The sequence below is a fragment of the Collinsella sp. AM24-1 genome (assembly GCF_003470325.1).
Classification (GTDB): domain Bacteria; phylum Actinomycetota; class Coriobacteriia; order Coriobacteriales; family Coriobacteriaceae; genus Collinsella.
The window spans coordinates 1-23,959 of the sequence record NZ_QRHM01000024.1; the positions used below are offsets into that span (position 1 = coordinate 1).

At 61.5% G+C, this 23,959-nt stretch carries 18 protein-coding genes; 14 read left to right on the forward strand and 4 right to left on the reverse strand.

The window, feature by feature from the left end; all coding sequences use genetic code 11:
- The first annotated feature begins 389 nt into the window (after nucleotides 1–389).
- The 3 genes from DW661_RS08450 (at nucleotide 390) to DW661_RS08460 (ending at nucleotide 4,309) form a co-directional block, all read left to right on the forward strand.
- Nucleotides 390–1,097, forward strand: coding sequence for a hypothetical protein (locus DW661_RS08450; RefSeq protein ID WP_118935344.1), 708 nt, complete (start codon nucleotides 390–392; stop codon nucleotides 1,095–1,097).
- A gap of 279 nt (nucleotides 1,098–1,376) precedes the next feature.
- Complete coding sequence (locus DW661_RS08455) at nucleotides 1,377–2,447, forward strand: hypothetical protein (RefSeq protein WP_118935345.1); 1,071 nt, start codon at nucleotides 1,377–1,379, stop codon at nucleotides 2,445–2,447.
- Between the two features lie 491 nt (nucleotides 2,448–2,938).
- Nucleotides 2,939–4,309 (forward strand): amidohydrolase family protein, encoded by a 1,371-nt coding sequence (locus tag DW661_RS08460; protein ID WP_233547484.1) that lies wholly within the window; start codon nucleotides 2,939–2,941, stop codon nucleotides 4,307–4,309.
- A 133-nt stretch (nucleotides 4,310–4,442) separates the two neighbouring features.
- On the opposite strand, the gene DW661_RS08465 is transcribed toward DW661_RS08460, so the two are convergent.
- The 4 genes from DW661_RS08465 to DW661_RS08480 all read right to left on the reverse strand — a co-directional run bounded on the left by DW661_RS08465 (nucleotide 4,443) and on the right by DW661_RS08480 (nucleotide 8,200).
- Nucleotides 4,443–4,916, reverse strand: coding sequence for a hypothetical protein (locus DW661_RS08465; RefSeq protein ID WP_089572264.1), 474 nt, complete (start codon nucleotides 4,914–4,916; stop codon nucleotides 4,443–4,445).
- A gap of 146 nt (nucleotides 4,917–5,062) precedes the next feature.
- Entirely contained in the window at nucleotides 5,063–5,335 is a 273-nt protein-coding gene (locus DW661_RS08470; RefSeq protein WP_117629570.1) for a metal-sensing transcriptional repressor, read from the reverse strand.
- 156 nt (nucleotides 5,336–5,491) lie between these two features.
- The gene (locus DW661_RS08475; protein WP_006235338.1) at nucleotides 5,492–5,713 is read right to left on the reverse strand and encodes a heavy-metal-associated domain-containing protein; all 222 of its coding nucleotides are present in this window, start codon (nucleotides 5,711–5,713) and stop codon (nucleotides 5,492–5,494) included.
- A 147-nt stretch (nucleotides 5,714–5,860) separates the two neighbouring features.
- Entirely contained in the window at nucleotides 5,861–8,200 is a 2,340-nt protein-coding gene (locus DW661_RS08480; RefSeq protein ID WP_118206025.1) for a cation-translocating P-type ATPase, read from the reverse strand.
- A 560-nt stretch (nucleotides 8,201–8,760) separates the two neighbouring features.
- Between DW661_RS08480 and DW661_RS08485 the strand changes: the two genes are divergently transcribed.
- The 11 genes from DW661_RS08485 (at nucleotide 8,761) to DW661_RS08535 (ending at nucleotide 23,917) form a co-directional block, all read left to right on the forward strand.
- Complete coding sequence (locus tag DW661_RS08485; protein ID WP_118935347.1) at nucleotides 8,761–11,007, forward strand: DEAD/DEAH box helicase; 2,247 nt, start codon at nucleotides 8,761–8,763, stop codon at nucleotides 11,005–11,007.
- 629 nt (nucleotides 11,008–11,636) lie between these two features.
- Nucleotides 11,637–12,398 (forward strand): 4Fe-4S binding protein, encoded by a 762-nt coding sequence (locus tag DW661_RS08490; RefSeq protein WP_118935348.1) that lies wholly within the window; start codon nucleotides 11,637–11,639, stop codon nucleotides 12,396–12,398.
- A gap of 280 nt (nucleotides 12,399–12,678) precedes the next feature.
- Nucleotides 12,679–13,191 carry a PTS glucose transporter subunit IIA gene (locus DW661_RS08495; RefSeq protein WP_158568433.1) on the forward strand — a complete coding sequence of 171 codons (513 nt, stop codon included), beginning with the start codon at nucleotides 12,679–12,681 and terminating at the stop codon, nucleotides 13,189–13,191.
- Nucleotides 13,192–13,209: 18 nt separating this feature from the next.
- Nucleotides 13,210–14,064 carry a PRD domain-containing protein gene (locus tag DW661_RS08500; RefSeq protein WP_118935357.1) on the forward strand — a complete coding sequence of 285 codons (855 nt, stop codon included), beginning with the start codon at nucleotides 13,210–13,212 and terminating at the stop codon, nucleotides 14,062–14,064.
- A 99-nt stretch (nucleotides 14,065–14,163) separates the two neighbouring features.
- Nucleotides 14,164–15,780 carry a PTS transporter subunit EIIC gene (locus DW661_RS08505; RefSeq protein WP_118935350.1) on the forward strand — a complete coding sequence of 539 codons (1,617 nt, stop codon included), beginning with the start codon at nucleotides 14,164–14,166 and terminating at the stop codon, nucleotides 15,778–15,780.
- 3 nt (nucleotides 15,781–15,783) lie between these two features.
- The gene (locus DW661_RS08510; protein ID WP_117655571.1) at nucleotides 15,784–17,166 is read left to right on the forward strand and encodes a 6-phospho-alpha-glucosidase; all 1,383 of its coding nucleotides are present in this window, start codon (nucleotides 15,784–15,786) and stop codon (nucleotides 17,164–17,166) included.
- A gap of 256 nt (nucleotides 17,167–17,422) precedes the next feature.
- Nucleotides 17,423–19,255 (forward strand): NAD(P)-binding protein, encoded by a 1,833-nt coding sequence (locus tag DW661_RS08515; RefSeq protein WP_118935351.1) that lies wholly within the window; start codon nucleotides 17,423–17,425, stop codon nucleotides 19,253–19,255.
- 50 nt (nucleotides 19,256–19,305) lie between these two features.
- Nucleotides 19,306–21,060: an NADH-dependent [FeFe] hydrogenase, group A6 gene (locus DW661_RS08520; RefSeq protein ID WP_118935358.1), complete on the forward strand. Its 1,755-nt coding sequence runs from the start codon at nucleotides 19,306–19,308 to the stop codon at nucleotides 21,058–21,060.
- A gap of 2 nt (nucleotides 21,061–21,062) precedes the next feature.
- The gene (locus tag DW661_RS08525) at nucleotides 21,063–22,118 is read left to right on the forward strand and encodes an ABC transporter substrate-binding protein (protein ID WP_118935352.1); all 1,056 of its coding nucleotides are present in this window, start codon (nucleotides 21,063–21,065) and stop codon (nucleotides 22,116–22,118) included.
- 3 nt (nucleotides 22,119–22,121) lie between these two features.
- Entirely contained in the window at nucleotides 22,122–23,501 is a 1,380-nt protein-coding gene (locus tag DW661_RS08530; RefSeq protein WP_147347868.1) for an ATP-binding cassette domain-containing protein, read from the forward strand.
- A 215-nt stretch (nucleotides 23,502–23,716) separates the two neighbouring features.
- Nucleotides 23,717–23,917 carry a hypothetical protein gene (locus tag DW661_RS08535; RefSeq protein WP_117583961.1) on the forward strand — a complete coding sequence of 67 codons (201 nt, stop codon included), beginning with the start codon at nucleotides 23,717–23,719 and terminating at the stop codon, nucleotides 23,915–23,917.
- Nucleotides 23,918–23,959 lie beyond the last annotated feature (42 nt).

Consider the following 23,959-nt stretch of genomic DNA (forward strand, 5'->3'; position numbering starts at 1 on the left):
GGAGTAGCCCCGACGGTTGACAAAACTATAGGAACACCCAACGACTAGTCATTGGGGACGTTCTTTTTTGTCTAGTCGTCGGGGACACTCTTTGCGGGTTTGCGAGCGATTTGTTCGTTTGCTGACGTGCGGGTGTTCATTTGTCGACTTCTTTGGCTGTGGCCACCTGTTGTTTCTGTGGTGGCTGCGGGCATCTGGCTCAAAAGGGCGGGTTGGCTGTCTATGTCTACCTGCGGTTTCTTTGCGGTGCGCTCATTCGGTCAAGTGCCCCGTCAAGTGTTTGGTTAGCATCTGGTTTGCAGTCGACGGCCTATTTTGCCCGCGCTTGCCTCGGTTGCCCACCCTCCTCGTAAGCTCAAATTGAGGTCCATCAGTTTGAGGAGGATGCCATGACTGACCAAGTTTTTGACCGAGCACAGCTGGCCGAAGCCGTCGGCAACGATATTGCCGACATGGCTCACTTTTGGATGCTGCGGAAGTTTCAATTCCTGGAGCCGGCGCGCGAGCAGTTCGAGATTATCGTCGATCCGTGGCTCAGCTATTGCGAGGAGCCTTCTCAAAACGAAATCATGGCCTACAACATGGCGTTTACCGATTGGCTGCTGTTTGAGCGCCCCTATTACCACGGCAAGACGCTGTTGGAGCTGTACGTGGACGAGCCGCCAGCGTCAATTTCTCCTGCTTCGCTCGGGAGACTTAAGCAGGTACGCGACACGCAGTATTTCTCGCGCTTTGGCATTTTGGACAAGGATCCCGCGACTGGCATGGTCGTGCTGAAGGACACGCGCGCCGACCGTCGCTTTGACGTCTACGACCCACATATCGTGCAAAAGGAGCACTGGAACGATGGCGCGATTGCGGTGCGACTCGCGTGCGTCGACGATGTCTGGCTGACGGCGGGGCAGCTCTACCTGTATGACATCGCGCGCCTGAGCGACACGGCGGTCGACGGGCCGGGCGCGGTGCATCCCGAGGACCTAGAGGACGGTTTCGACACCTCGTGCATCAGCTTCTTTTTGCGCCTGGTCCGCGACATCATGGGCGCCCAGGGGCGGTACGTGAAGTCGCTCAATATTTACGAGCAGGAATGGGAGTAGGGGTGGGCTGTCGCCCGCCTTGCCTTCTGCCTTTATGTCTCGATTTGTAACGTTTAGGGACCTGGAGAACGTCTACCTGTTACAGATCGAGACGAACGCTTGGGCGCCGCTGGTTTGTCTAAATCTGTAACGTTTTGGGGTCTAGAGAACGTCTACCTGTTACCGATTGAGACGTTTGGCACCTGGCTGGGGGAATGTCTCAATCTGTAACATCTAACGGCCAAAAATTGGTCTTCCTGTTACAGATCAAGACGCTTGTCGACGGCGGCAACAGCGGCGATGGCCCATTTCTTCGATGTGGTGGTGATGGAAGTGTCTAATACCGTTCTCAAACACAAGCATACGGCTCGCAACACGTTGGCGCGGAATAGGATGCTTGCCAGGCTCACGGAGGCGGCTGAACTAGGCGTGCTGCTTGTGACGCACGACAATGCCGAGCTCATGTGGCTGCGGCGTCATGTGGGGACCGATGACATTGCGGAGCCTGAGTCGCACCTGTTCTGTTTTCAGCATGATTGGGATGCGTTGACGCCGACGGAGCGAGCGCTGCGGACCATCAAAGGGCTTGCGGAGTTTCATCCCGATTGGGCGTTTTGGGGTTACGACGCGGCACTTTTGTGGGGTCTGGAGGTGCCAAATGATCTGCTTGGGCCGCGATTTCTTGTTAAGACAGGTTGCTCGGTGCCGCTGAGTGCAGGATGCCGGCTGTTGCGTCCGCAGGCGGCGGGTGCGCTTGAGCGCGTCGACGGCGTGCGAGTGACGCCGTTTTGGCGCACGGTGAAGGATTGTCTGCTGCGTGCGCCGTTTTCGTATGGTCTGGCGATCGCCGATTCTGCGCTGCGGGCGAAGGGCATATCGCGCGACGACCTCTGCGAACGGCTCCAGGCCGATTGCGAGGGCAGACGCGGGTATCGCAGGGCTCAGGTGATTGCGTCCCATGCGGACGGGCTGTCCGAAAACGGTGGCGAGTCTCGATTCCGGGCGTTCTTTATTGCATACGGTTTTCCGGTGCCAGAGTTGCAGGTGGAGTTTCGTGACCCGCTTGATTCGAGCCAAGTGTTTCGCGTTGATTATTTCTGGAGGCTCGAGGACGGGACGTGCGTGATTGGCGAGCTCGATGGAAAGGGAAAGTATGCCTTGCAGAACGACGAGGGTCGGGAGTCGGTCGACCCATTCGTGGCAGAACGTCAGCGAGAGTCCCATCTGACGATGCTCGGACATAAAGTACTGAGGTTTACGTTTGATGAGCTCAAGAATCCGGGGAAGCTGGCTGAAAAGATGAGACTGGCGAACATTCCGCAGCGGGTCAATCTGGCGGAGGAATGGAGACGGCAGTGGTATGGGCGCTAAGGGGTGCAACTGACGCGGAGGTGGTTGTTCCTGCCGAGTTTGTCTCAATCTGTAACAACAAGGGACCGTTTGGCCTCGTAACTGTTACAGATTGAGACGGAAGGTTGGCTACCGCTAAAAGATCTCAATCTGTAACATCTAGAGGCCGAAAACCTGTCTACCTGTTACAGATTTAGACGTTTGACGACGGGGCTGGAGAATATCTCAATCTGTAACATTTACAGGCCAAAAATCGACCTAACTGTTACAGATTGAGACAAAGGTTGGACGCGGTGCCGAAAGATCTCGATCTGTAACATCTAGTAGCCCAAAAAACCGGGTTTACTGTTGCAGATCGAGACGTTCGGCACACACGGCTGGGGCATCGCCGCGCTGACCTCTCTATCCTCACATTCTCCCTTTTCTCCGTTAACCGATACATCGGCTGCATCTCCGTCGCCTTGGGCGATAATGGACAAATGTTCAAGTTAATCGTGAGGGAGGAGCTCGATATGGCGTCTGCCGATCGTTCTACGTTGTTTATCAATGCGACCATTCTGGATGGCTCGGAGCATATGGAGCCGCAACCCGATATGGCCGTGACTGTTGAGCGCGGCGTCATCACCTGGATGGGGCCGAGTGCTGTGGCGCAGGCGCCGGCGGGTGCCGAGGTTATCGACCTGGGCGGTGCGTATCTCATGCCCGGTCTCATCAATATGCACGTGCATCTGTGCGGTTCGGGCAAACCGGTCTCGGCGGGCGATGCGGGCGCACTCATGAAGAAGCTCGACAATCCCGTGGGCCGCTCCATCGTCCGCCACATCCTCAAAGGCAGCGCCCAGCAGCAGTTGGCAAGTGGCGTGACCACGGTGCGCGGTGCGGGTGACCCGCTGTTTGCCGATATAGCCGTGCGCGACGCTATTGACGCCGGCAAGCATCAGGGTCCGCGCCTGGTAGCGCCGGGAACGGGCGTCACGGTGCCGGGCGGCCATGGCGCGGGGCTGTTTGCCCAGGTGGCAAACAGCCCCGTCGAGGCAGTCGAGCAGGTGCGTGACCTGTACGCGCGCGGTGCCGACGTCATTAAGCTGTTCGTAACGGGCGGTGTGTTCGATGCGACCGAGGTGGGCGAGCCGGGCGTGCTGCGTATGCCGGTGGAGGTTGCCGCAGCGGCGTGCAAGGCGGCGCACGAGGTGGGCCTTCCGGTGATGGCCCATGTCGAGAGTACCGAAGGTGTGAAGGCCGCGCTTAAATCCGGCGTCGACACAATCGAGCACGGCGCTCCGATGACCCCCGAGATCCTGGAGTTGTATCACGGTGCCGCGGGTACGCAGCTCGAGGGGCGTGCGCCGAGCGTGACCTGCACGATCAGCCCGGCGCTGCCGTTTGTATTGCTCGATCCAGAAAAGACCCATTCGACCGATACGCAAAAGAAGAACGGCGACATCGTGTGCTCGGGCATCATCGAGAGCGCCCGTGCCGCACTGGAAGCCGGCGTTAAGGTGGGCCTGGGCACGGACTCAAGCTGCCCGTTTGTGACGCAGTACGACATGTGGCGTGAGGTGGCCTATTTTGCCAAGTATGTCGGCGTGAGTAACGCCTTCGCGCTGCATACGGCTACGCAGATCAATGCCGAGCTGCTGGGGCTGGGCGGCGAGACCGGTACGATCGAGTGCGGCAAGGCTGCCGATATCTTGGTAACGCGCAAGAACCCGCTCGATGATCTGTGCGCACTGCGTGAGCCGACGTACGTGATGTGCCGTGGTGATCTGGTGCGCAAACTCAAGGTGAAGCGTATTCCCGAGGTGGACGCCGAGCTCGACGCGATTATGGCCATGCCTGCCGAGGCGTTGGCCGAGGAGCTTGCCCGCGACGGTGTGGCGTAGACGAGTCAAAGGGACAGCTCCGTTGCCGCATACAAAAAGCCGAGGTCTCAACACGAGGCCTCGGCTTTTTTATCGAACAAATACTTAAGATTTGGGACAAACAAACCTGATTAATTTGTCCCGCGTGCGGGCGCTAGGAGCGCGTTTCCATCTTGGCGTGGCACTTGGGGCAGGTGACGCGGATCTTGCCCTTACCCTTGGGGACGGACAGCATCTGACCGCAGTTAGGGCACTTAAGGTAGGCCGTGGTCTTGCGGCCCTTCCACATCTTCTTGGCCGTTCGCTTGGCGCGCTCAAAGTCTTCCTTGCTGGTGCCGGCCGCGCGCGAGGCGTTGGCAGCCGCGGCGCCGCCACCCAAGCTGGCGACGAACTTACCTAGGCCGGGGACGTTTGCGGTCGCCGTGACAAAGGCATCGTTCTCCTTGCGGCGCGCGTCGATGTTTTTGGACAGACCGCGCAGCACGCCGAGCGCGATCACGGCGATGGCGATCCAGCTGAGCCACTGGATACGGGCCATCGACCCGATCATCGCGATGATAATGCCTGCGAAGCCCAACACGACGGTGAGCTCATCGGCGCCGTTGCGACCCTTCATAAAGTCATTCATGCGAATTGCCTTTCGTTCGATATACTGCACGCCTTTATACCCGATTTAGAGCAAGGGGGACAGGTTAATCTGCACCAGTGTGGTGCAAGCATACCTGTCCCCAGAACACCAAGACGGTGCAAAGAAGATTGTTCCCAATGCCCCAATTACTTGGAGAGCTTGTCGACGACGCGTTCAATCTCGGCAAGCTTGGCGGCCTTGAGCTCCTCGTCGCCCGATTCGATTGCCGAAGTCACGCAGCCTTCGATATGCGCCTTGAGCACGTCGGCGTTGATGCGCGCGAGGAGCGCCTGTGTGGCCATGAGCTGCGTAGAAATATCGACGCAGTAGCGGTCCTCATCGACCATCCGCAGGATGCCGTCGATCTGACCGCGTGCCGTCTTGAGCATGCGGGTCACCGATTTATGGTCTGCCATCATGGCGGGTCCTCGTTTCTGGTCAATCCTTCAAATGCCTCACCCTCAGTTGCGGTGAAATAGTTCCTGATTGAAGGCTTAAAGCGTTTAAACCGGAACTATTTCACCGCAACTTCTGAGGGGCTGGTTGGACAGCGGTGTCTGTTGGTGCGGCAGCTGCTACGCGGCGGTTACGGACAGGGCGTGGAACTTCTCGCCGGCGCCCTCGACGGCGGCAGCGAGCTGCTCAGCGGTCACGGTGTCGGCGCACTCCACCTGGACGGTCTGGGTCTCGTGATCGGCGTCGGCGTCGGTCACGCCTGCAACGTTGAGCAGCGCGGTCTCGACGGTGGCGTCGCAGTGGCCGCACATGAGGCCGGAAGTCTTGATTGTGTAACGCATGGGTATTCCTCTCTGTTATGTCGGCTTTCCCAGGCACCCGACCTTGACCTTCAAGCCGTCGCTCGCGTACCAAAGTACGCGTCGCTCCTCTTTCAGGTCAATCTCGGGCACCTGGAAAACCCGTTCTAAATGGACTTAATGGTGAGCCTATTTTGCCACTTTCGGCTTAAAGGTTCGCAGGCGTAGAGCGTTGCTTACGACGCACACGCTCGACAGGCTCATGGCCGCAGCGCCAAACATCGGCGAGAGCTGCCATCCGGTGAGCGGGAAGAACACGCCCGCCGCCAGCGGAATGCCGATGCCGTTGTAGAACAGCGCCCAGAACAGGTCCTGCTTGATGTTGCGGATCGTGGCGCGCGAAAGCTCGATGGCGCGGGCGACGTCCATGAGGTCGCTGCGCATGAGTACCACGTCGGCGCCCTCCTTGGCGATGTCGGCGCCGGTGCCAATGGCAAGGCCCACGTCGGCGCGCGCCAGGGCGGGGGAGTCGTTGATGCCGTCGCCCACCATGGCGACCTTGCTGCCCGCATCCTGCAGTTCGCGCACGTGGCGTTCCTTGTCGGCGGGCAGGACGTCGGCGATGACCTGCGCACGGTCGAGTCCCACACGGTGGGCGATTGCTTCGGCAGTGACGCGGTTGTCGCCGGTGAGCATGCGCACGTCGACGCCGAGCTTGCGGAGCGCGGCGATGGCCTCGGCGCTCGTCTCCTTGACCTCGTCAGCCACGGCAATGGTGCCGGCAAGCTCGCCGTTCTTGGCAAAGAACAGCGGCGTCTTGCCTTCGGCAGCAAATTGCTCGGCAAGACCCGCGGGCACGGTAACGCCCAACTCGTTCATCAGGCACACGTTACCAGCGGCAATGGCGTTTTGCCCCTCGCGTGCCGTAACGCCACGACCGGGCACGGCAGCAAAGTCCTCGACCATGCGCGCGACGATTCCGCGCGACTCGCACTCGGCCATAATCGCCTCGGCCAGCGGGTGCTCGCTCGAGCGCTCCAACGCGGCGGCCAGCTTGAGCAGCGCCTTTTCGCTCATGGTGGGCGAGCCGTCGGCACGTGCGGCAACCACGATATCGGTCACGGCCGGCTTGCCTCGGGTGACGGTGCCCGTCTTATCGAGCACCACGGCGCCCACGCTGCGCAGGTTCTCTAGCGCCTCGGCGCTCTTAAACAGAATGCCCATTTCGGCGCCCTTGCCGGTGCCCACCATAATGGCGACGGGCGTGGCCAGACCCAGTGCGCACGGACAGCTGATCACCAGCACGGCCACGGCGGAGGTGAGCGCCTCGTTTATGCTGCCGGTCAGTGCCATCCACACCGCAAAGGTTGCGGCCGAAATCACGAACACCACGGGCACGAACACGCCGGCGACCTTGTCGGCCATGCGGGCGATGGGCGCCTTGGTAGCGTTGGCGTCCTCGACGAGCTGGATAATCTTGGCGAGCGACGTATCGGCGCCCACACGCGTGGCGCGGAAGGTAAACGAGCCCGTGCGGTTGACCGTGGCCGCATTGACAGTGTCGCCGGCGGTCTTCTCCACGGGAATGGATTCGCCGGTGAGCGCGCTTTCGTCCACGGCCGAGCTGCCATCGAGCACCACGCCGTCAACGGGGATGGACTCGCCGGGGCGCACACGCAGCACCTGGCCGGGCAGAATGGCATCGACGTCGACGGTGGCCTCGATACCGTCCTCGGCCACGACGGTCGCGGTCTTGGGTGCTAAGTCGATGAGCGCCTCGATAGCGCCGCCGGTTTTGGACTTGCTGCGCGTCTCGAGGTATTTGCCCACGGTGACGAGCGACAGGATGGTGCCGGCGCTCTCAAAATATAGGTTGTCCATGCTCGTCATCATGGCCTCGTGCACCTGACCTGCGGCTAGCTGGTCGGCCATGATGAACATGGCGTAGAGCGACCAGGCGATGGACGCGGTGGCGCCCACGGCGATGAGGGCGTCCATGATAGGCGCGCCGTGCGCGAGCGATTTAAACCCATTGATAAAGTACGCGTCGTTGACATAGACGATGGGGATGAGCAGGACGAGCTCGGTGAGGGCGAGCGTCATGCTGTGGGCATGGTCGGTGAAGACGCCGGGCAGTGGCCAACCGAGCATGTGCCCCATGCCTATGTAGAACAGCGGGATGAGGAAGATGATCGAGACGATGAGGCGGGTGCGCATGGCAGAGGCGGCGGCCTCCAACTTTTTGGTCGGTGACTCCATATGCGCGGCGCCGGACCTGGCTTGCGCACTTCCGCTTTGGACAGCGTCGGTGCCCGTGCTGATGGGCGAGGCCGAGTAGCCCGCGCGGTCGACAGCGGTGCAGATGTCGTCGGAGGTGACCTGCGCGGGGTCGTAGTCGACCATCATGGAACCGGCGAGCAGGTTGACCGCGACGCTTTGGACGCCGTCGAGTTTGCTCACGGCGCGATCCACATGCGCCTGGCAGGCGGCGCATGTCATGCCGCCCACGTCGAACTTATCTTGAGCCATGGTTTCTCCTTTCTGCAGTTCGGTGTTGGAATTGTTAACCTGCCGATACTATACACCCATACCCCCTGGGGGTGTCCAGTGGGGATGAAAATGTATGACATTTCGCTACAGATGCGGGTGGCTGCTCAATCGTTGGCAGCTCATGTCAAACATCTCGATCTGTAACATCTAGCGGGGAAAATGACCTCTAACTGTTACAGATCGAGATTATGTTTTGCGATGTTTGAGTTCGTCTCAATCTGTAACGTGTAGACCCGGTTTTGTCTCGTAACTGTTACAGATTGAGACAATCGGCCCAGGCCCGTCTCGTCCGCTCCGTCATCTGTGGTTTACGTGGGGGCATGCGAAGCACGGGTATACTAACCCGCGGCGAATCTGCTCCATCGCTTAGAGCTGCTGCGTCTGGACGGCGCGTGATAGGGCTGCCAAAGCGATCGCCAGCGTGCTGAGCAACGTCCTCTCTGTGCGCACCTGTTTTGTATGTATTAGCGCACTACCAAGCACGCCCCGCGCGGCCGCATGCCGTGCCCATAACGCGTGCAGATAAGGAACAACAACATATGCGTAATTCTGTATCCGACGTCACGGACGCCGAGATTCTGGACGAGGCCCGCGAGGCCATGACCCAGGCTGCCTTCGATGCGGCCGACGAGGCCAGCGCCGCCGAGACCGTTGAGTCCGCTACCGAGAGCCTGCCCGCCTTTGACGAGCTGGGGCTTTCGGACGAGATGCTTCGTGCTATCGAGAACCTGGGCTACACGGCGCCCACGCCCGTTCAGGCCGGCTCCATCCCCGTGGTGCTCGAGGGTCGCGACCTGCTTGCCGCCGCTCAGACCGGCACCGGCAAGACGGCTGCCTTTTTGCTGCCGACCATGAACAACCTGGAGCACATCGCTCCGCCCAAGCCTGTGCGCGAGCGCAGCGGCCGCAACCGCCGTCGCGGTGCCAAGAAGCCCGAGGGCAACGGTCGCGGTCCCGTGATGCTCGTCATCACCCCCACGCGCGAGCTTGCCCAGCAGATCGACGAGGTCGCGAGCAAAATCGCCGACGTCACGGGCCACGTTGCCGTGACCGTCGTGGGCGGCGTGAGCTACAAGCCGCAGACCGCGGCACTCAAGTACGGCTGCGATATCCTGGTCGCCACGCCGGGCCGTCTGGTCGATCTGATCGAGCAGGGCGCCTGCCACCTGGACGAGGTCAAGGTACTGGTGCTCGACGAGGCCGACCGCATGCTCGACATGGGCTTTTTGCCCGCCGTCCGCCGCATTGTGCGCGAGACGCCGTCCGAGCGCCAGACGCTGCTGTTCTCGGCGACGCTTGACGAGGAAGCCGTGGGCGAGATCACCGACCTGGTGAGCGATCCGGCCCGCGTGGAGATCGCGCCCGCCACGTCGACCGCCGACACCGTCGACCAGTTTGTGTTCCCGGTGTCCATCGAGGCCAAGAACAACCTGCTGCCCGAGTTCCTCAAGAAGGAGGGCCCGGAGCGCACCATCGTCTTTATGCGCACCAAGCACCGCGCCGACAGCTGCTGCCGTCGTCTGGAGCGTAAAGGCATCAAGGCTGCCGCGATTCACGGCAACCGTAGCCAGGCCCAGCGCGAGCGCGCGCTTTCGGCTTTCCGCGACGGCACCGTCGACGTGCTGGTGGCAACCGATGTTCTCGCCCGCGGCATCGACATTAGCGACGTGCGCTACGTCGTGAACTTTGACGTGCCGGCCGAGCCGACCGACTACATCCACCGTATTGGCCGTACGGGCCGCGCCGGCGAGCTGGGCTGGGCCATCACGTTTGTGACCGAGCAGGACGTGGACGAGTTCTACGAGATCGAGAAGCTCATGGACAAGACCGCCGACATCTACGAAGCCGGCGAACTGCATGTGGGTCCCAACCCGCCCGCCGTCGATCCCGAGCGCGATCCTGCCGCCTTTAAGGTGAAGAAGAAGACCAAGCGCGGCAAGTCCAAGAGCAAGAAGAAGCTTGAGCAGGCGCGTCGCGACGGCAAGCGTAACGGCGACGATTACGGCGACGTGGCTGGTCGTTCCAACCGCGGTCGCGACGAGCGTCGTGGCGACGGCGAGCGCCCGAGCCGTCCCAAGCGCGGCGGCAAGACCCGCGTGCGCGAGGGCGTTCAGGCTCGCGTGGACGAGGCCGTGGAGAGCGTGGCTCGCGAGGTGGCTGCCGAGGAACGCGCTGGTGCTGGTGCCGCTGAGCAGCCTGCGCGCGGCAACCGCGCCGAGCGTCGTGCCAAGCAGTTCCAGGGCGAGGCACACCGCCGTCGTCGTGAGGACGAGGACCGTGGCGGTCGTCGTCGTGTTGAGCGCGAGGACGAGGGCCGTGGTTCGCGCGGCGGCAAGCGCGGCTCGGGTGACCGTCGTCGCTCCGGTCGCGATGGCGAGCGCGATGAGCGCCGTGGTGGCGAAGGCCGTGGTTCGCGTGACGAGCGTGGTACCCGCGGCGGCAAGCGCTTTGACGAGCGCGGAGGCCGCGAGGGTGGCCGTGGCGGCGAGCGTCGCGAGGGTGCTCGTGGCAACGGTGGCCGCAGCGGCGCCGGTCGTTCGAATGAGTCGCGTGATCGTCGCGACCCGCGTGCCAGCCGCGATCGTCGCGATGACTGGCGCAACTACGACGACACCCGCGAGGAGCGCCGTGGCGGCTATCGCGGCGGGCGTGGCGGCAACCAGGCAGGCTCCCGTGGCGGCCGTGCCGGCGGTCGCGATAACCGTGGCAGCTATGGCAACAGCCGCGGCGGCAAGCGCGGCGGCAGCTCCCGTCGCCCCGGTGACGGCGGCGGCAAGCGCAAGTAACACACCCGTCGCGCGGTGAGGCGAGATGAGTTTGGGCCCCGAGCAGATTATGCTCGGGGCCCTTTTTGTTTGCCGTATCCGATCGCTAGTTCAAATGTGATTTCCTCGGGAATGCATCTAGAGGATGCCGTGGGCCTGTTTCCTGCCATGCGGCAATGGGTCCCATGGGGTGCGCCGTGCATTTTTTGGAGTATTCTGTAGTTCGAGTTGTCTGCATATGATTCGACGTCGCCAACGGTGGCCTTCGGATATCCCTAGCGAGCGTTCCGAGTCAGATTTCGCCGTTTTCCGGAGCAGGGGGCGCGTCATTCTCGCCATGTCGGGACTTAGAATGATACGGCGCCCTACAGTTTTGCCCACCCGCGGCGGTGCTGGCGCGGTCACGTTGCAGAATACTCCGTTTTTTGCACGGGCCAGGATGGGGTACCTCAGGAGAACGCGGCGGTATCCCGTAAATATATACAATCTGTACCGTAATTTATACAAAACGAAGAGGCAGACAGCGTAGGGTGGGTGCATTGGGGTGCCTGGCGCACCGAAACGGGGAGCTCCCCCCCCATGCGCCGTATACTCTGTCTGAATGTGAAAACGGCTTGACGCGTTGCCAGGCGTAGGGAGAGGGTGCCTCGATGAGCGTATTCGAAATTGTGTTTAGTCCGACGGGTGGAACGCGGAAGGTGTCTGGCCTTGTGGCCGGGGCGCTGGACAATAATACCGTTACCGTCGATCTGACCGATAGCGGGCTAGATTTCAGCGCTGTCTCGATGACTGAGGACGACGTGGCCGTAATCTCTGTGCCGGCGTATGCCGGTAGAATCCCGGCTGTGGTGGCTGACCGGTTGGGCATGGTGCGCGGCAACGGGGCTCGGGCTGTTTTGGTTTGTGTATACGGAAACCGCGCGTTTGAGGACACGCTCGTAGAGCTGGAGGACGTTGCGAAGCGCGCCGGATTTAGGGTGGTTGCAGCTGTTTCTGCTATTGCTGAGCATTCCGTTGCTCGTCAGTTTGCTGCTGGGCGACCGGATGCGCAGGATGCGGCGCAGCTCGCAGAGTTTGCGCAGCAAATTCAGCAAAAGCTGTTGGCTGAGGATGCGTCCGAGCCCTCTATCCCCGGCAATCGTCCTTATAAACAAGCTGGAGGTCGCCGTATGGCACCCGAGGCAACAGAGGAATGCGTCTCCTGCGGTGCATGCGCCGCGGCGTGTCCCGTTTGTGCTATCGACAAGGGCGACCCCAAGCGAGCAGCTGACGAGGCGTGCATCTCCTGCATGCGCTGCATCGCCGTATGCCCGCGAGGCGCTCGCAAGCTTGATCCCAACAAGCTATCCGCTGTTTCCCAGATGCTGAGCAAGGTTTGCGTCGTGCGGAAGGAATGCGAGCTCTTCATCTAACGCATGCGAAATTGCTGCAAGGAGTGTCCCTGGGTGCCGGCGGGAAAGGAACGTCCCTAAGTGCCGCCTAAATACCGTTTATCGAAGAAAAAATACCGCTCACCGGTCATAATGATTGTTCTGGCTTTGGGCTTGTCTACAATAACTCCCGTAAAAAGAAATGCGGAAGGTTACCGAGTCCCTCGGACGTGGGCCTAACCAAAGTCTTTGAACGGGTGTGTCTCTATGGATGCATTCGCTTGATTTTGGTTGGGCTATATTTATGAAGGGACATGCCACCATGGGTTTCTTTTCTCGCCTGATGGGCGGTTCGGATGAGCAGAAGACTGCGACCTCCGAGTTCGAAATCCTCGCTCCCGTTTCTGGCGAGCTTGTTCATCTAGAAAATACCAATGACCCCGCTTTTAGCAGCCGTGCCGTGGGCGATGGCGTTGCCGTGGTTCCCCAAGAGAAGACCGTGTGCGCTCCTGTTTCCGGTACCGTCGCGGCGCTGTTTCCGACTGAGCACGCGCTGGGCATTATGTCCGACGACAGCTCTGCTCAGGTGATGCTGCACATCGGAATCGACACTGTTAAACTTGAGGGCAAGGGCTTCCATGCGCTTGTTGCCCAGGGTGACCATGTCGACGCAGGCCAGCCCCTCGTCGAGGTCGATTTCGACGCGGTTCGCGCCGCTGGCTTCGACCCCACGGTCTTCGTTATCGTGTGCGAGCGCTCGGAGAACTCGACTCTTCGTGAGCATGCTTCCGGCCCTGTTGCTGTTAAAGAGCCTGTCGTCTGGCTTTCCGAGTAAATTCTTGTGGTGGGTACCGTGGTTATCAAGCGAGTTTTCAACAATAACGTCGCAATGGTCACTTCGGACGATGGCTCCGAGCTCATCGTCATCGGTCGAGGCCTCTGCTTTGGCCGTCATGCCGGCGACGCTATCGATGAAGCATCGGTCGAAAAGACCTATGCGCTGCAGGAGGGCACTTCTCAGGATTCGCGTACGATTGACCGCTTGGCACATCTTTTGGAGTCCATCCCCACCGTCAACCTCGTGATTTCCGAGGACATCGTTCAGATGCTTCGTCGAGAGCTCAATGTCGATATCAATGACAAGATCCTCATCGCTCTCGCAGACCATATCAGCCTCGCCCTCGATCGCGAGCGCAAGGGCGTTCCCTGCGAGAATCCGTTGCTGCTCGAGATCCAGCAGTTCTATCGCAAGGAGTATGCGCTTGCGGGCCGTGCGCTGCAGATTATCAAGGAGTATATGGGCATCCAGATGAGCGAAGAAGAGCAGGGTTTTATTACGCTGCATATCGTCAACGCCACCATGCCGCAGCGCTCTGACCGTCTGATTGTTTCGGTCCAGCTTGTTCGCGACGTGCTCGCGATTGTTTCCGAGCACTATGCTACGACCCTTGACGTCACCTCGTTGCCTTACGAGCGTTTCGTTCGCCATCTGCAGTTTTTTGCGCAGCGAGCGCTCGATCCCGCGGCGGGGCAGGTCAATGGCGACGCGCTGTTCCGTATCGATGAAACGGCGTATCCGAGGGCGTTCTCGTGTGCGGAGTCAATTGCCGACCACTTGGCGTCTACCTATAACGTTGTCGTTACCGATGCCGAGAAGAGTTATCTCGCATATCACATTGTTAACCTGCTTGGAGAACCTGGTCTCTAGGCATAACGTGCCCACACATCGATTGATATAAGGCAAGGCTCACGGTCTTGTCCAGGGCACATCTGTCTTAATTTGCGGAAAAGGAAGGGGAGTACCGCTATGACCGCAAAAAAGAAGTTCAATTTCAAAGCGCCGTTGGAGGTGTTCGCGAAGTCGATCGTTCAGCCGATGATGTATCTCTCGGTTGCCGGCATTTTGCTCATCGTGGGCATTATTCTGACCAACAAGACCATCTGCGCCGTGATCCCTGTGCTGGGCTCCGGTCCGTTCCAGCTTGTGGGCGCCGTTGTCTATCAGTCGCTGATGTTTATCATCAACAACCTCTCGATTCTGTTCTGCGTGGGCATCGCCGGCGCCATGGCAAAGAAGAACAAGGGCCATGCTTCGCTGATCGCCCTGATGTCGTTCTTCCTGTTCCTGCAGGCTAACAACATCGTGCTCAACGCCACCGGCTCTCTTGCCGAAGCGAGCGGCATGCTCGGCCTTACTGGAACCGGCCAGAGCACCGTTATGGGCATTCAGGTGCTCGATACCGGCGTGTTTGGCGGCATCATCCTGGGCTGCATCACGGGCGCCGTGTTCAACAAGTACTCGAACAAGCAGTTCCCCATTGCCCTTTCGATGTTCTCGGGCGTTCGCTTCCCGTTCCTGATCATGATCATCATCTCCTGGATCATGGGCGCGGGCTTCTGCATCGTTTGGCCTCCGGTTCAGGGTGCCATCTCCTCCGTCGCCGGCATTATTAAGGAATCCGGCAACATCGGCCTCTTTATTTACGGCATGCTCAACAAGCTGCTCGTTCCCACCGGTCTGCACCACCTCATCTACACCCCGTTCCAGTTCTCCGATGTGGGTGGCACCCTGACGCTGGGCGATCAGGTTATCGCCGGCGCCTATCCCATCCGTGTTGCCGAGATGGCAATGACGGGCCAGCCCTTCTCCGATAGCACCTACTTCAACAGCTACACCTTCAACAACCTGTGGCCCTACATCGGTATCGGTCTCGCCTTTATCTTCACCGCCTACAAGCAGAACAAGGACAAGACCAAGGCTGTCATCATCCCGCTGATCATCACCGCCGTGCTTTCCTGCGTGACCGAGCCCATGGACTTCCTCTTTGTCTTTGCCGCTCCCGTGCTCTTTGTCGTTCATTCGGTTCTTTCCGGCATCTTCCTGGTTCTGCTCAAGGTCCTCTCCGTGCCCGCTTCGACTGCAGGCGGCATCATCAACATCGTGGTCTCCAACCTGGTCCTCGGTGTCGACAAGACCAACTGGCCGGTCATGCTGGTGCTCGGAGTCGTCAACGCCGCTCTGTACTTCTTCCTCTTCACCTTCCTTATTAAGAAGCTCAACCTCCACACGCCTGGTCGCGAGGAAGAGTCCGAGCTTGCTGAGTCCGTTGCCGAGGGCGAGGCCGCCGCGTCTGTCGCGGTGAAGCAGGGCGCTGTCGCCGATGCTCCCGCGCAGGGTGTTGACGCGGGTATCGCCGACCTGGTCGCAGGTCTTGGTGGCAGGGACAACATCGAGGAGCTCGAGAACTGCTTTACGCGTCTCCGCGTGAACGTTAAGAACCCGGACCTCATCAATGAGGACCTCATCAACCACGTGCCCAACAGCGGTATCAACCGCAACGGCAACAATATCCAGATCATCTTTGGCATGAAGGTCGCCGAGATGCGCGACAAGGTCGAAAACGCAATTGAGAAGGAGCAGTAAACAATGATCATTACTCTGTGTGGTGGCGGATCCACCTTTACCCCTGGCATCGTCAAGTCCATTGCCCTGCGCAAGGACGAGCTCGACGTTGACGAGATTCGTCTGTACGACATCAACGAGGAGCGCCAGCGCAAGATCGGCGTGCTCGTGGACTGGATTCTGCACGAGGACCTCGGCCTGGACATCAAGCTCACGGTGACCACCGATAAAAAGACGGCTTTTACCGACGCGAGCTTCGTGTTTGCCCAGATGCGCGTGGGCGGCTATGCCATGCGCGAGCAGGACGAGAAGATTCCGCTGCGCCACGGTTGCGTGGGTCAGGAGACCTGCGGCTGCGGCGGCCTTGCCTACGGCATGCGCACCATCTTCCCCATGGTCGAGCTGATCGATGACGTTGAGAAGTACGCCAAGAAGGACTACTGGATTCTCAACTACTCCAACCCTGCTGCCATCGTGTCCGAGGGCTGCCGCGTGCTGCGTCCCAACGCTCGCATCATCAACATCTGCGACATGCCGATCGCGATCATCGACGTGGTTTGCGCCGCACTCGATATCGACAAGAAGGATGTCGAGTACGATTACTTTGGCCTCAACCACTTTGGTTGGTTCACCTCGATTCGCCACAAGGGCGAGGAGGTGCTCCCGCAGCTGCGCGAGTACATCAAGGAGCATGAGATTCTGCTGCCCGACTCCTACCTCAAGGGCATGGGCTCGCTCATGGCAAAGAAGCCCGAGGAGGCCACTGACGAGCACCCCGAGCAGAACCGCCACACCAAGGGCAGCTGGTACTACGTCTGGAAGGGCGAGTACGAGATCATGGAGTGCTTCCCGGAGTACCTGCCCAACACGTATCTGAACTACTACCTGCAGCAGAAGGAGTTCGTCGAGCATTCCAACCCCGAGCGCACCCGTGCTAACGAGGTTGAGGAGACGCGTGAGAAGAACCTCTTCGACGGCATCGACCACTACGAGAAGACGGGCGAGATCGACGAGAGCACGTTCTATGCGGGCAGCCACGGCGACTGGATTGCCGATCTGGCTATCGCTCTGAAGAACGACACCAAGCAGCGCTTCCTGGTCATTTGCGAGAACAAGGGCGCTATCCCCAACATGCCCTACGACGCTATGGTCGAGCTGCCTGCCTACATTGGCAAGAATGGCCCCGAGGTCATCAGCCGCGACAACATTCCTCTGTTCCAGCAGGGCCTCATGATGCAGCAGCTGAACTCCGAGAAGCTCGTGGTCGAGGCTACGATCGAGGGTTCTTACGAGAAGGCGCTCAAGGCCTTTACGCTGAACAAGACCGTGCCTTCGATGAAGGTCGCCAAGGAGGTTCTCGACGACATGATCGAGGCCAACAAGGGTTACTGGCCCGAGCTTAAGTAAAAGCAACAGGGTCGCCGGCCGCATACCTGGAGCAATGCCCCGTCCACGCGATTGCGTGGGCGGGGCATTGTCATTTGGTAACGCGTTTTATCAAATATGGCATTTATCTGCGGTAATGTTCTATTTCACCGCCGAGGGTGACATTTCATACCGCCTGCCGAACTGCGTGGAGACCTAACAACTTTTTAGGTCAGTGTTGTGCGTGTAGCAACTTCGCCCGGTCTCGCCTCCGGGCTGCCGCATGAGAGGGGATCTTATGGCACGACTGCACGTAATGGAACGCAGCCACGCTCAGGCCGTCATGGACGACCTGCACGATGCGCTCGGACGTCGTCTGGCGGTGAGTTCGCTCGCCCCGTGTCCCGTTGAGTTTACGGCGGCGCTCGTCAACCTGTGCTCCACCCAGAGCTGCGGCAAGTGCACGCCCTGTCGCGTGGGCCTGAGCGCGCTGAGCGATCTGCTCGCCGATGTGCTCGAGGGCCGCGCCGACGAGTCCACGCTCAACTTGATTGAGCGCACTGCCCGCACCATCTATCTTTCGAGCGACTGCGCCATCGGCTACGAGGCCGGCGCCATGGCGCTCACGGCTATCCGTGGCTTCCACGACGATTTTGAGCACCACATTCGCGAGCACTCCTGCGGCTTTGACCGCGAGGCCCGCGTCCCGTGCGTCTCGGGCTGCCCGGCGCACGTCGACATTCCCGGGTACATTTCGCTGGTCGAGGCCGGCCGCTATGCCGACGCCGTCAAGGTCATCCGCAAGAACAATCCGCTGCCGCTTGTCTGCGGCCTGGTGTGCGAGCATCCCTGCGAGATGCACTGCCGCCGTGGCATGGTCGACGACCCCATGAACATCCTCGCCCTCAAGCGTTTTGCCGTCGAGCACAGTGACCTCAACGACCACAAGCCGCATGTAGTGGACAACACCGGCAAGCGCGTCGCCGTGATCGGCGGCGGCCCGGCCGGCCTTTCCTGCGCCTACTACCTGGCCGTGATGGGCCATAAGGTGACCATCTTTGAGCAGCGCCACCACCTGGGCGGCATGCTGCGCTATGGCATCCCCAGCTATCGTCTGCCGCGCGAGCGCCTGCAGGCCGAGATCGACTGGATCTTGAGCGCCGGCATCGACGTGGAGCTCGACCACTCCGTCAACGGCGAGGAGCTTGCCCGCCTGCGCGACGAGTTCGATGCCGTCTACCTGGCCATTGGCGCCCACAGCGATAAGAAGCTCGGCCTTCCGGGCGAAGAGGCGCTCGGCGTGGAGTCGGCCGTCAAGATGCTGCGCGCCATCGGCGATGACGAGCTGCCCGACCTGAGCGGCCAGCGCGTGTGCGTCATCGGCGGCGGTAACGTGGCCATGGACGTGGCGCGCTCCGCCGTGCGCTGCGGTGCCGAAAAGGTGAGCATCGTCTACCGCCGGCGCATCTGCGATATGACAGCCCAGGACGCCGAGATCGCCGGTGCCCAGGCCGAGGGCTGCGAGGTACTGGAGCTGACGGCTCCGCTCGCCATCGAGACGGGCGAAGATGGTCGCGTGAGCGGCCTGCGCGTGCAGCCGCAGATTATCGGCGAGCCCCGTCGTGGGCGTCCGGCCCCGCGTGCCGCCGCCACGCCCGAGCGCGTCATTCCTTGCGAGCGCGTGTTTGTGGCCATTGGCCAGGACATCGATTCCAAGCCGTTTGAGGACATGGGCATTGCCTGCAAGTGGGGCTGCGTGGTCACCGACTCGGACGGCGCCGTGCCCAACTTCGACGGCCTCTTTAGCGGCGGCGACTGCCAGACCGGCCCCGCCACCGTTATCCGCGCCATCAACGCCGGCCGCGTGGCTTCGGCAAATATCGACCGTTACCTGGGCTTTGACCACAAGATCAAGCTCGAGGTCGAGCTGCCGACCGTCCAGTTTAAGGGCAAGCACGAGTGCGGCCGCTGCGAGCTGGGCGAGCGCGAGGCCGGCGAGCGCATCCACGATTGGAATCTGGTCGAGCAGGGCCTTACCGAGGAGGAGGCACGCCAGGAGGCAAGCCGCTGCCTGCGTTGCGACCACTTTGGCTTTGGCGCGTTCCGCGGAGGGAGGAACCTGGAATGGTAGAGCCCAACAAAACCACTGTCAGCGACAACACCGAAAGCGGAGCACTCAACATGGTCAAGCTCACGATCGATAATTGCGAGGTCGTGGTGCCCGAGTACACCACGATCCTGGACGCGGCCAAGTCCGCCGGCATTCAGATTCCCACCCTGTGCTATCTGCGCGATTTAAACGAGATTGGCGGTTGCCGCGTGTGCGTGGTCGAGGTCGAGGGCTGCGACCAGCTGGTTGCCGCCTGCAACAACTACGTGCTCGACGGCATGGTGGTCCACACCAACAGCCCCAAGGCCCGCGAGGCCCGTCGCACCAACGTGCAGCTGCTGCTGTCCCAGCACGACTCGCGCTGTACGAGCTGCGTGCGCAGTGGTAACTGCAATCTGCAGACCATCGCCAACGACCTGGGCATCTTCTATCTGCCGTACGAGCAGCACCTGGCGCGCGAGGGCTGGGACTTCGATTTCCCCATCATCCGCGATAACGACAAGTGCATCAAATGCATGCGCTGCATCAAGGTGTGTGAGAGCGTGCAGGGCTTAGGGATTTGGGATCTGACCAACCGCGCCACGCATACCGCCGTGGGTACCCGCGGGCGCGCGCCGATCGGCAAGACCGATTGCGTCGCGTGCGGCCAGTGCATTACACATTGTCCGACGGGCGCACTGCGCGAGCGCGACGATACCGAGACCGTGTTCGATGCTCTCGCCGATCCCGACAAAATCGTGCTGGTGCAGATTGCGCCGGCCGTGCGTAGCGCCTGGGGCGAGGAGCTCGGCATTCCGCGCGAGGAGGCTACCGTCGAGCGCCTGGCTTGCGCGCTGCGCCGCGTTGGCTTTGAGTACGTGTTCGACACCGATTTCTCGGCCGACCTCACCATTATGGAGGAGGGCTCCGAGCTGCTCGAGCGCCTGGGTAAGGCCGCCAAGGGCGAGGGCGACAGTCGCGGCTGGCCCATGTTTACGAGCTGCTGCCCGGGCTGGGTGCGCTTTGTGAAGGCGCGCTATCCGGAGTTTGTCGACAGCCTGTCCACGTCCAAGTCGCCGCAGCAGATGTTTGGCGCCATCGCCAAGACCTACTACGCAAAGGTGCTGGGCGTGGAGCCCGAGCGCCTGTTTGTGGTGTCCGTGATGCCGTGTACGGCCAAGAAGGCCGAGCGTGCGCTGCCGAGCATGGTGGGCGAGGACGGTACGCCCGACGTTGACGTTGCGCTGACGGTGCGCGAGATGGTGCGCATGATCCGCGCGAACCACGTGGGCGTGGACACGCTTACCGAGGAGCCGCTCGACACGCCGCTGGGCTTTGGCACGGGCGCGGGTGTGATCTTTGGCGCCACGGGCGGCGTGATGGAGGCCGCCGTGCGCTCGGCCTATTACCTGGTGACGGGCAAGAACCCCGATGCCGACTTCTTTACCGATGTGCGCGGTCTGGACGGCTGGAAGGAAGCCGTGGCCGATATCGATGGCACCAAGGTGCGCGTTGCCGTGGCGCACGGGCTGGGCAACGCCGCTCGTCTGCTCGACGCGATTCGCGACGGCCGCGTGAGCTATGACTTCGTTGAGGTCATGGCGTGCCCGGGCGGCTGCGTCGGTGGCGGCGGTCAGCCCATCCACGACGGCTGCGAGCTGGCAGCCGAGCGCGGTCAGGTGCTGTGGGGCCTGGATGCCGCTGCGGACATTCGCTTCTCGCACGAGAATCCCGATGTCCAGGCGTGCTACCGCGAGTTCTTGGGCGAGCCGCTCTCGCCACTGGCCGAAGAGCTGCTGCATACCGACCATCACGCCTGGTCGATGCCTAACGAGGGGACGTGCTAGCGATGCGTACGTTTGATTTTGAGATGTCGCGCCGGGGGTTTGCCTCGGCGCTCGCCGCGGGCGCTCTGTCGCTTGCGCTCGCGGGCTGTGGCGGCGGGGGTGCCGGTGCCGGGTCCGCCGCGGGCTCGGCTGCCACGGACGGCGCCGGTGCTGCCGCAGAGCCGGTCGAGGTGCACGTCGCCTCGCTCAAGGGGCCAACCTCGATTGGTCTGGTGCAGTTTATGGACCGGGCGGCCGATGGCGAGACGGACAATGAGTTCGACTTTGCGATCAATACTGCCGCCGATGAGATTGTGCCCAAGGTCATTCAGGGCGATATCGACATTGCCCTGGTGCCCGCCAACGTGGCGAGTGTGCTCTACAACAAGACCGAGGGCGCGGTGCAGGTCATCGACATCAACACGCTGGGCGTGCTGAATGTGGTGACGGGCGACGCGAGTGTGGCCTCGTTTGGCGATCTGGCGGGCCATACCGTCTATATGACGGGCAAGGGCACCACGCCGGAGTACGTCATGAACTACCTGCTGGAGCGCGCAGGCCTGACCGGCCAGGTGACGCTCGAGTTTAAGAGCGAGCCCACCGAGGTGCTGTCGGCCCTGCTTGCCGATTCGTCTGCCGTGGGCGTGCTGCCGGAGCCGTTCAAGACCGCTGCCATCGCCAAGAGCGAAGGCAAGCTGTCGGCGCCGGTGAGCCTGACCGATGCGTGGGACGAACTGGCGGGTGACACGGACTCCCGTTTGCTGACGGGCGTGACCGTGGTGCGCCGTGCCTTTGCCGAGGAACATCCCGAGGCCGTGGCGGAGTTCTTGAGCTGCCATGCGGCGAGCGTTAAGGCTGTCAATGCGGCGCCGGCAGACTGGGCGCAGGCCGTGGCCGATGCCGGCATCGTGGACAACGCCAAGATCGCCGAGAAGGCGATTCCCGGGTGCATGCTTGTCTGCCAGACGGGCAAGGATATGAAGGCGGCGCTTAGCGGGTATCTGCAGGTGCTGTCCGACGCGGACGCGAGCGCCGTGGGTGGTAAACTTCCGGCTGACGATTTCTACTACTTGGAGTAGCCCGTGCGTGCGTTTGCTCGACAAATGACAGAGCGTATGAAGGCGGTGGCGGCAGCAGGTGCCGTCGCCGCCTTTTGGCTTGCCGCGTGGATGCTGGTGGCGGCGCTGGTGGCGCAGCCGTTGATTTTGCCGGGGCCGGGCGCCGTCGTGGTGGCGTTGCTGCGACTGGTATGCGATGCCAGCACATGGGCGATTCTGGCAGGCTCGGGTGCGCGTATCTTGGGCGGGCTGGCGCTTGCCGCGGTGTGCGGCGGCGTACTGGCGGGAGTCTCGGTGCGATCGCTGACGTTTGCCCGCTTGGTGGCGCCGGCGCTTTCGTTTGTTAAGGCGACACCGGTTGCCTGCGTGGTGGTCCTGCTGCTCATTTGGTTGGGGTCGGCGCGCGTGAGCATTGCAGCGGTCTTTTTGATGGCTCTGCCGGGCGTGTATTTTTCGTTGGTCGAGGGCTTGATGCAAGCGGATAAACCGCTGGAGCAGATGTTTCGTCTGCATGGCGTGCGGGGCTGGCGACTGTTTTGTGCCCACACCTGGCGCGAAGTCCTGCCGTTTGTGCTTTCGTGTGCCCGCGCCGTGATTGGCATGAGCTGGAAGGCCGGTGTGGCGGCGGAGCTGATCGGCATGGCGACGGGCACCGTGGGCGAGCGCATCTATCAGGCGAAGCTTTTGATTGAGACTGCCGATTTGCTGGCCTGGACCGTGCTGGTTGTTATGGCTTCGTGGGCATGCGAGCGCGTGCTGGTGTGGCTGCTGCGGGCTTCGGGGCCAGCGGCGTGGCGTGCGGCGGTGCTGTCGCATGGACGCGGCTTGCACGGGCGTGCGGGCGGTTCTGCTGGCGGCGGGGTTGCGGCGGAGCTTGCGCTTGCTGCGGGCGATTGTGCGCCCTGGGCGCCGGCGCTCGACGGTCTGGTGCTCAACGTGCCCGCGGGCGGGCGTATCTGTGTGATGGGTGCTTCGGGCATGGGCAAGTCGACGCTGCTTTCGTTGGCAGCGGGGGAGTGCGCGCCGTGCTCGATGGTGTTTCAGGACGCGCGCTTGGTCGAGTCCGCCTCGGCGCTGGATAACGTGCTGGTGTGCGCCGATGCGCGTGCGGATGCTTCGAGCGCCGCGGCATTGCTGCGCCTGCTGGTGCCGGGAATCGATGTGAATGCGTGCATGGCCGAGCTTTCGGGCGGGCAACGCCGTCGCGTCGAGATTGCCCGCGCCCTGCTGTGCCCAGGCGATGCGGTGATTCTGGACGAGCCCTTTACCGGTCTAGATACCGCTGCGCGCGACGCATGCGCCGAGGTCGTGCTCGACTTGCTCGACGGTCGCATGCTGCTGCTCGCCACGCACGATGCCGCCGACGCTCAGGCTCTCGATATCTCTGACATCATCACGCTCTAAATACTAATTCAGCAACAAAATGATCCGTTTTCCTCCGTCCCCATGGGGTCGGCTGTGGTATTCTATCTGCGGGGTAATACTTAGGAATACCAAGTAATACCAACGCCGCAGAAACAAACTCCAGATGCGGGCCAATCGGGTTGCCTTCACAGCCCGTCGCCCAGCCGCGTGGCCCGCATCTATCCGCACCACCGTCGTTTCAAAAAGGAAGCGCCATGGCAGAACACATGACCCCGGTTGTCGCGAAGGTCTTGCCCGAGGAAAAGGCGGCCTTCGCGGCGGCAACCCAGCTCGTGGGCACCACACCGTCCAACGCCATCCGCATGTTTATCGCCGCGTTTAATCGCTGCGGCACCTTTCCGTTCGACATTTCGCCCAACGGGGCCTTTGGCACTGCGCCTGATTCTCATCAATAAGTGATCCGTTTTCCTCCATCCCCATGGGATCAGCTCTCTGCC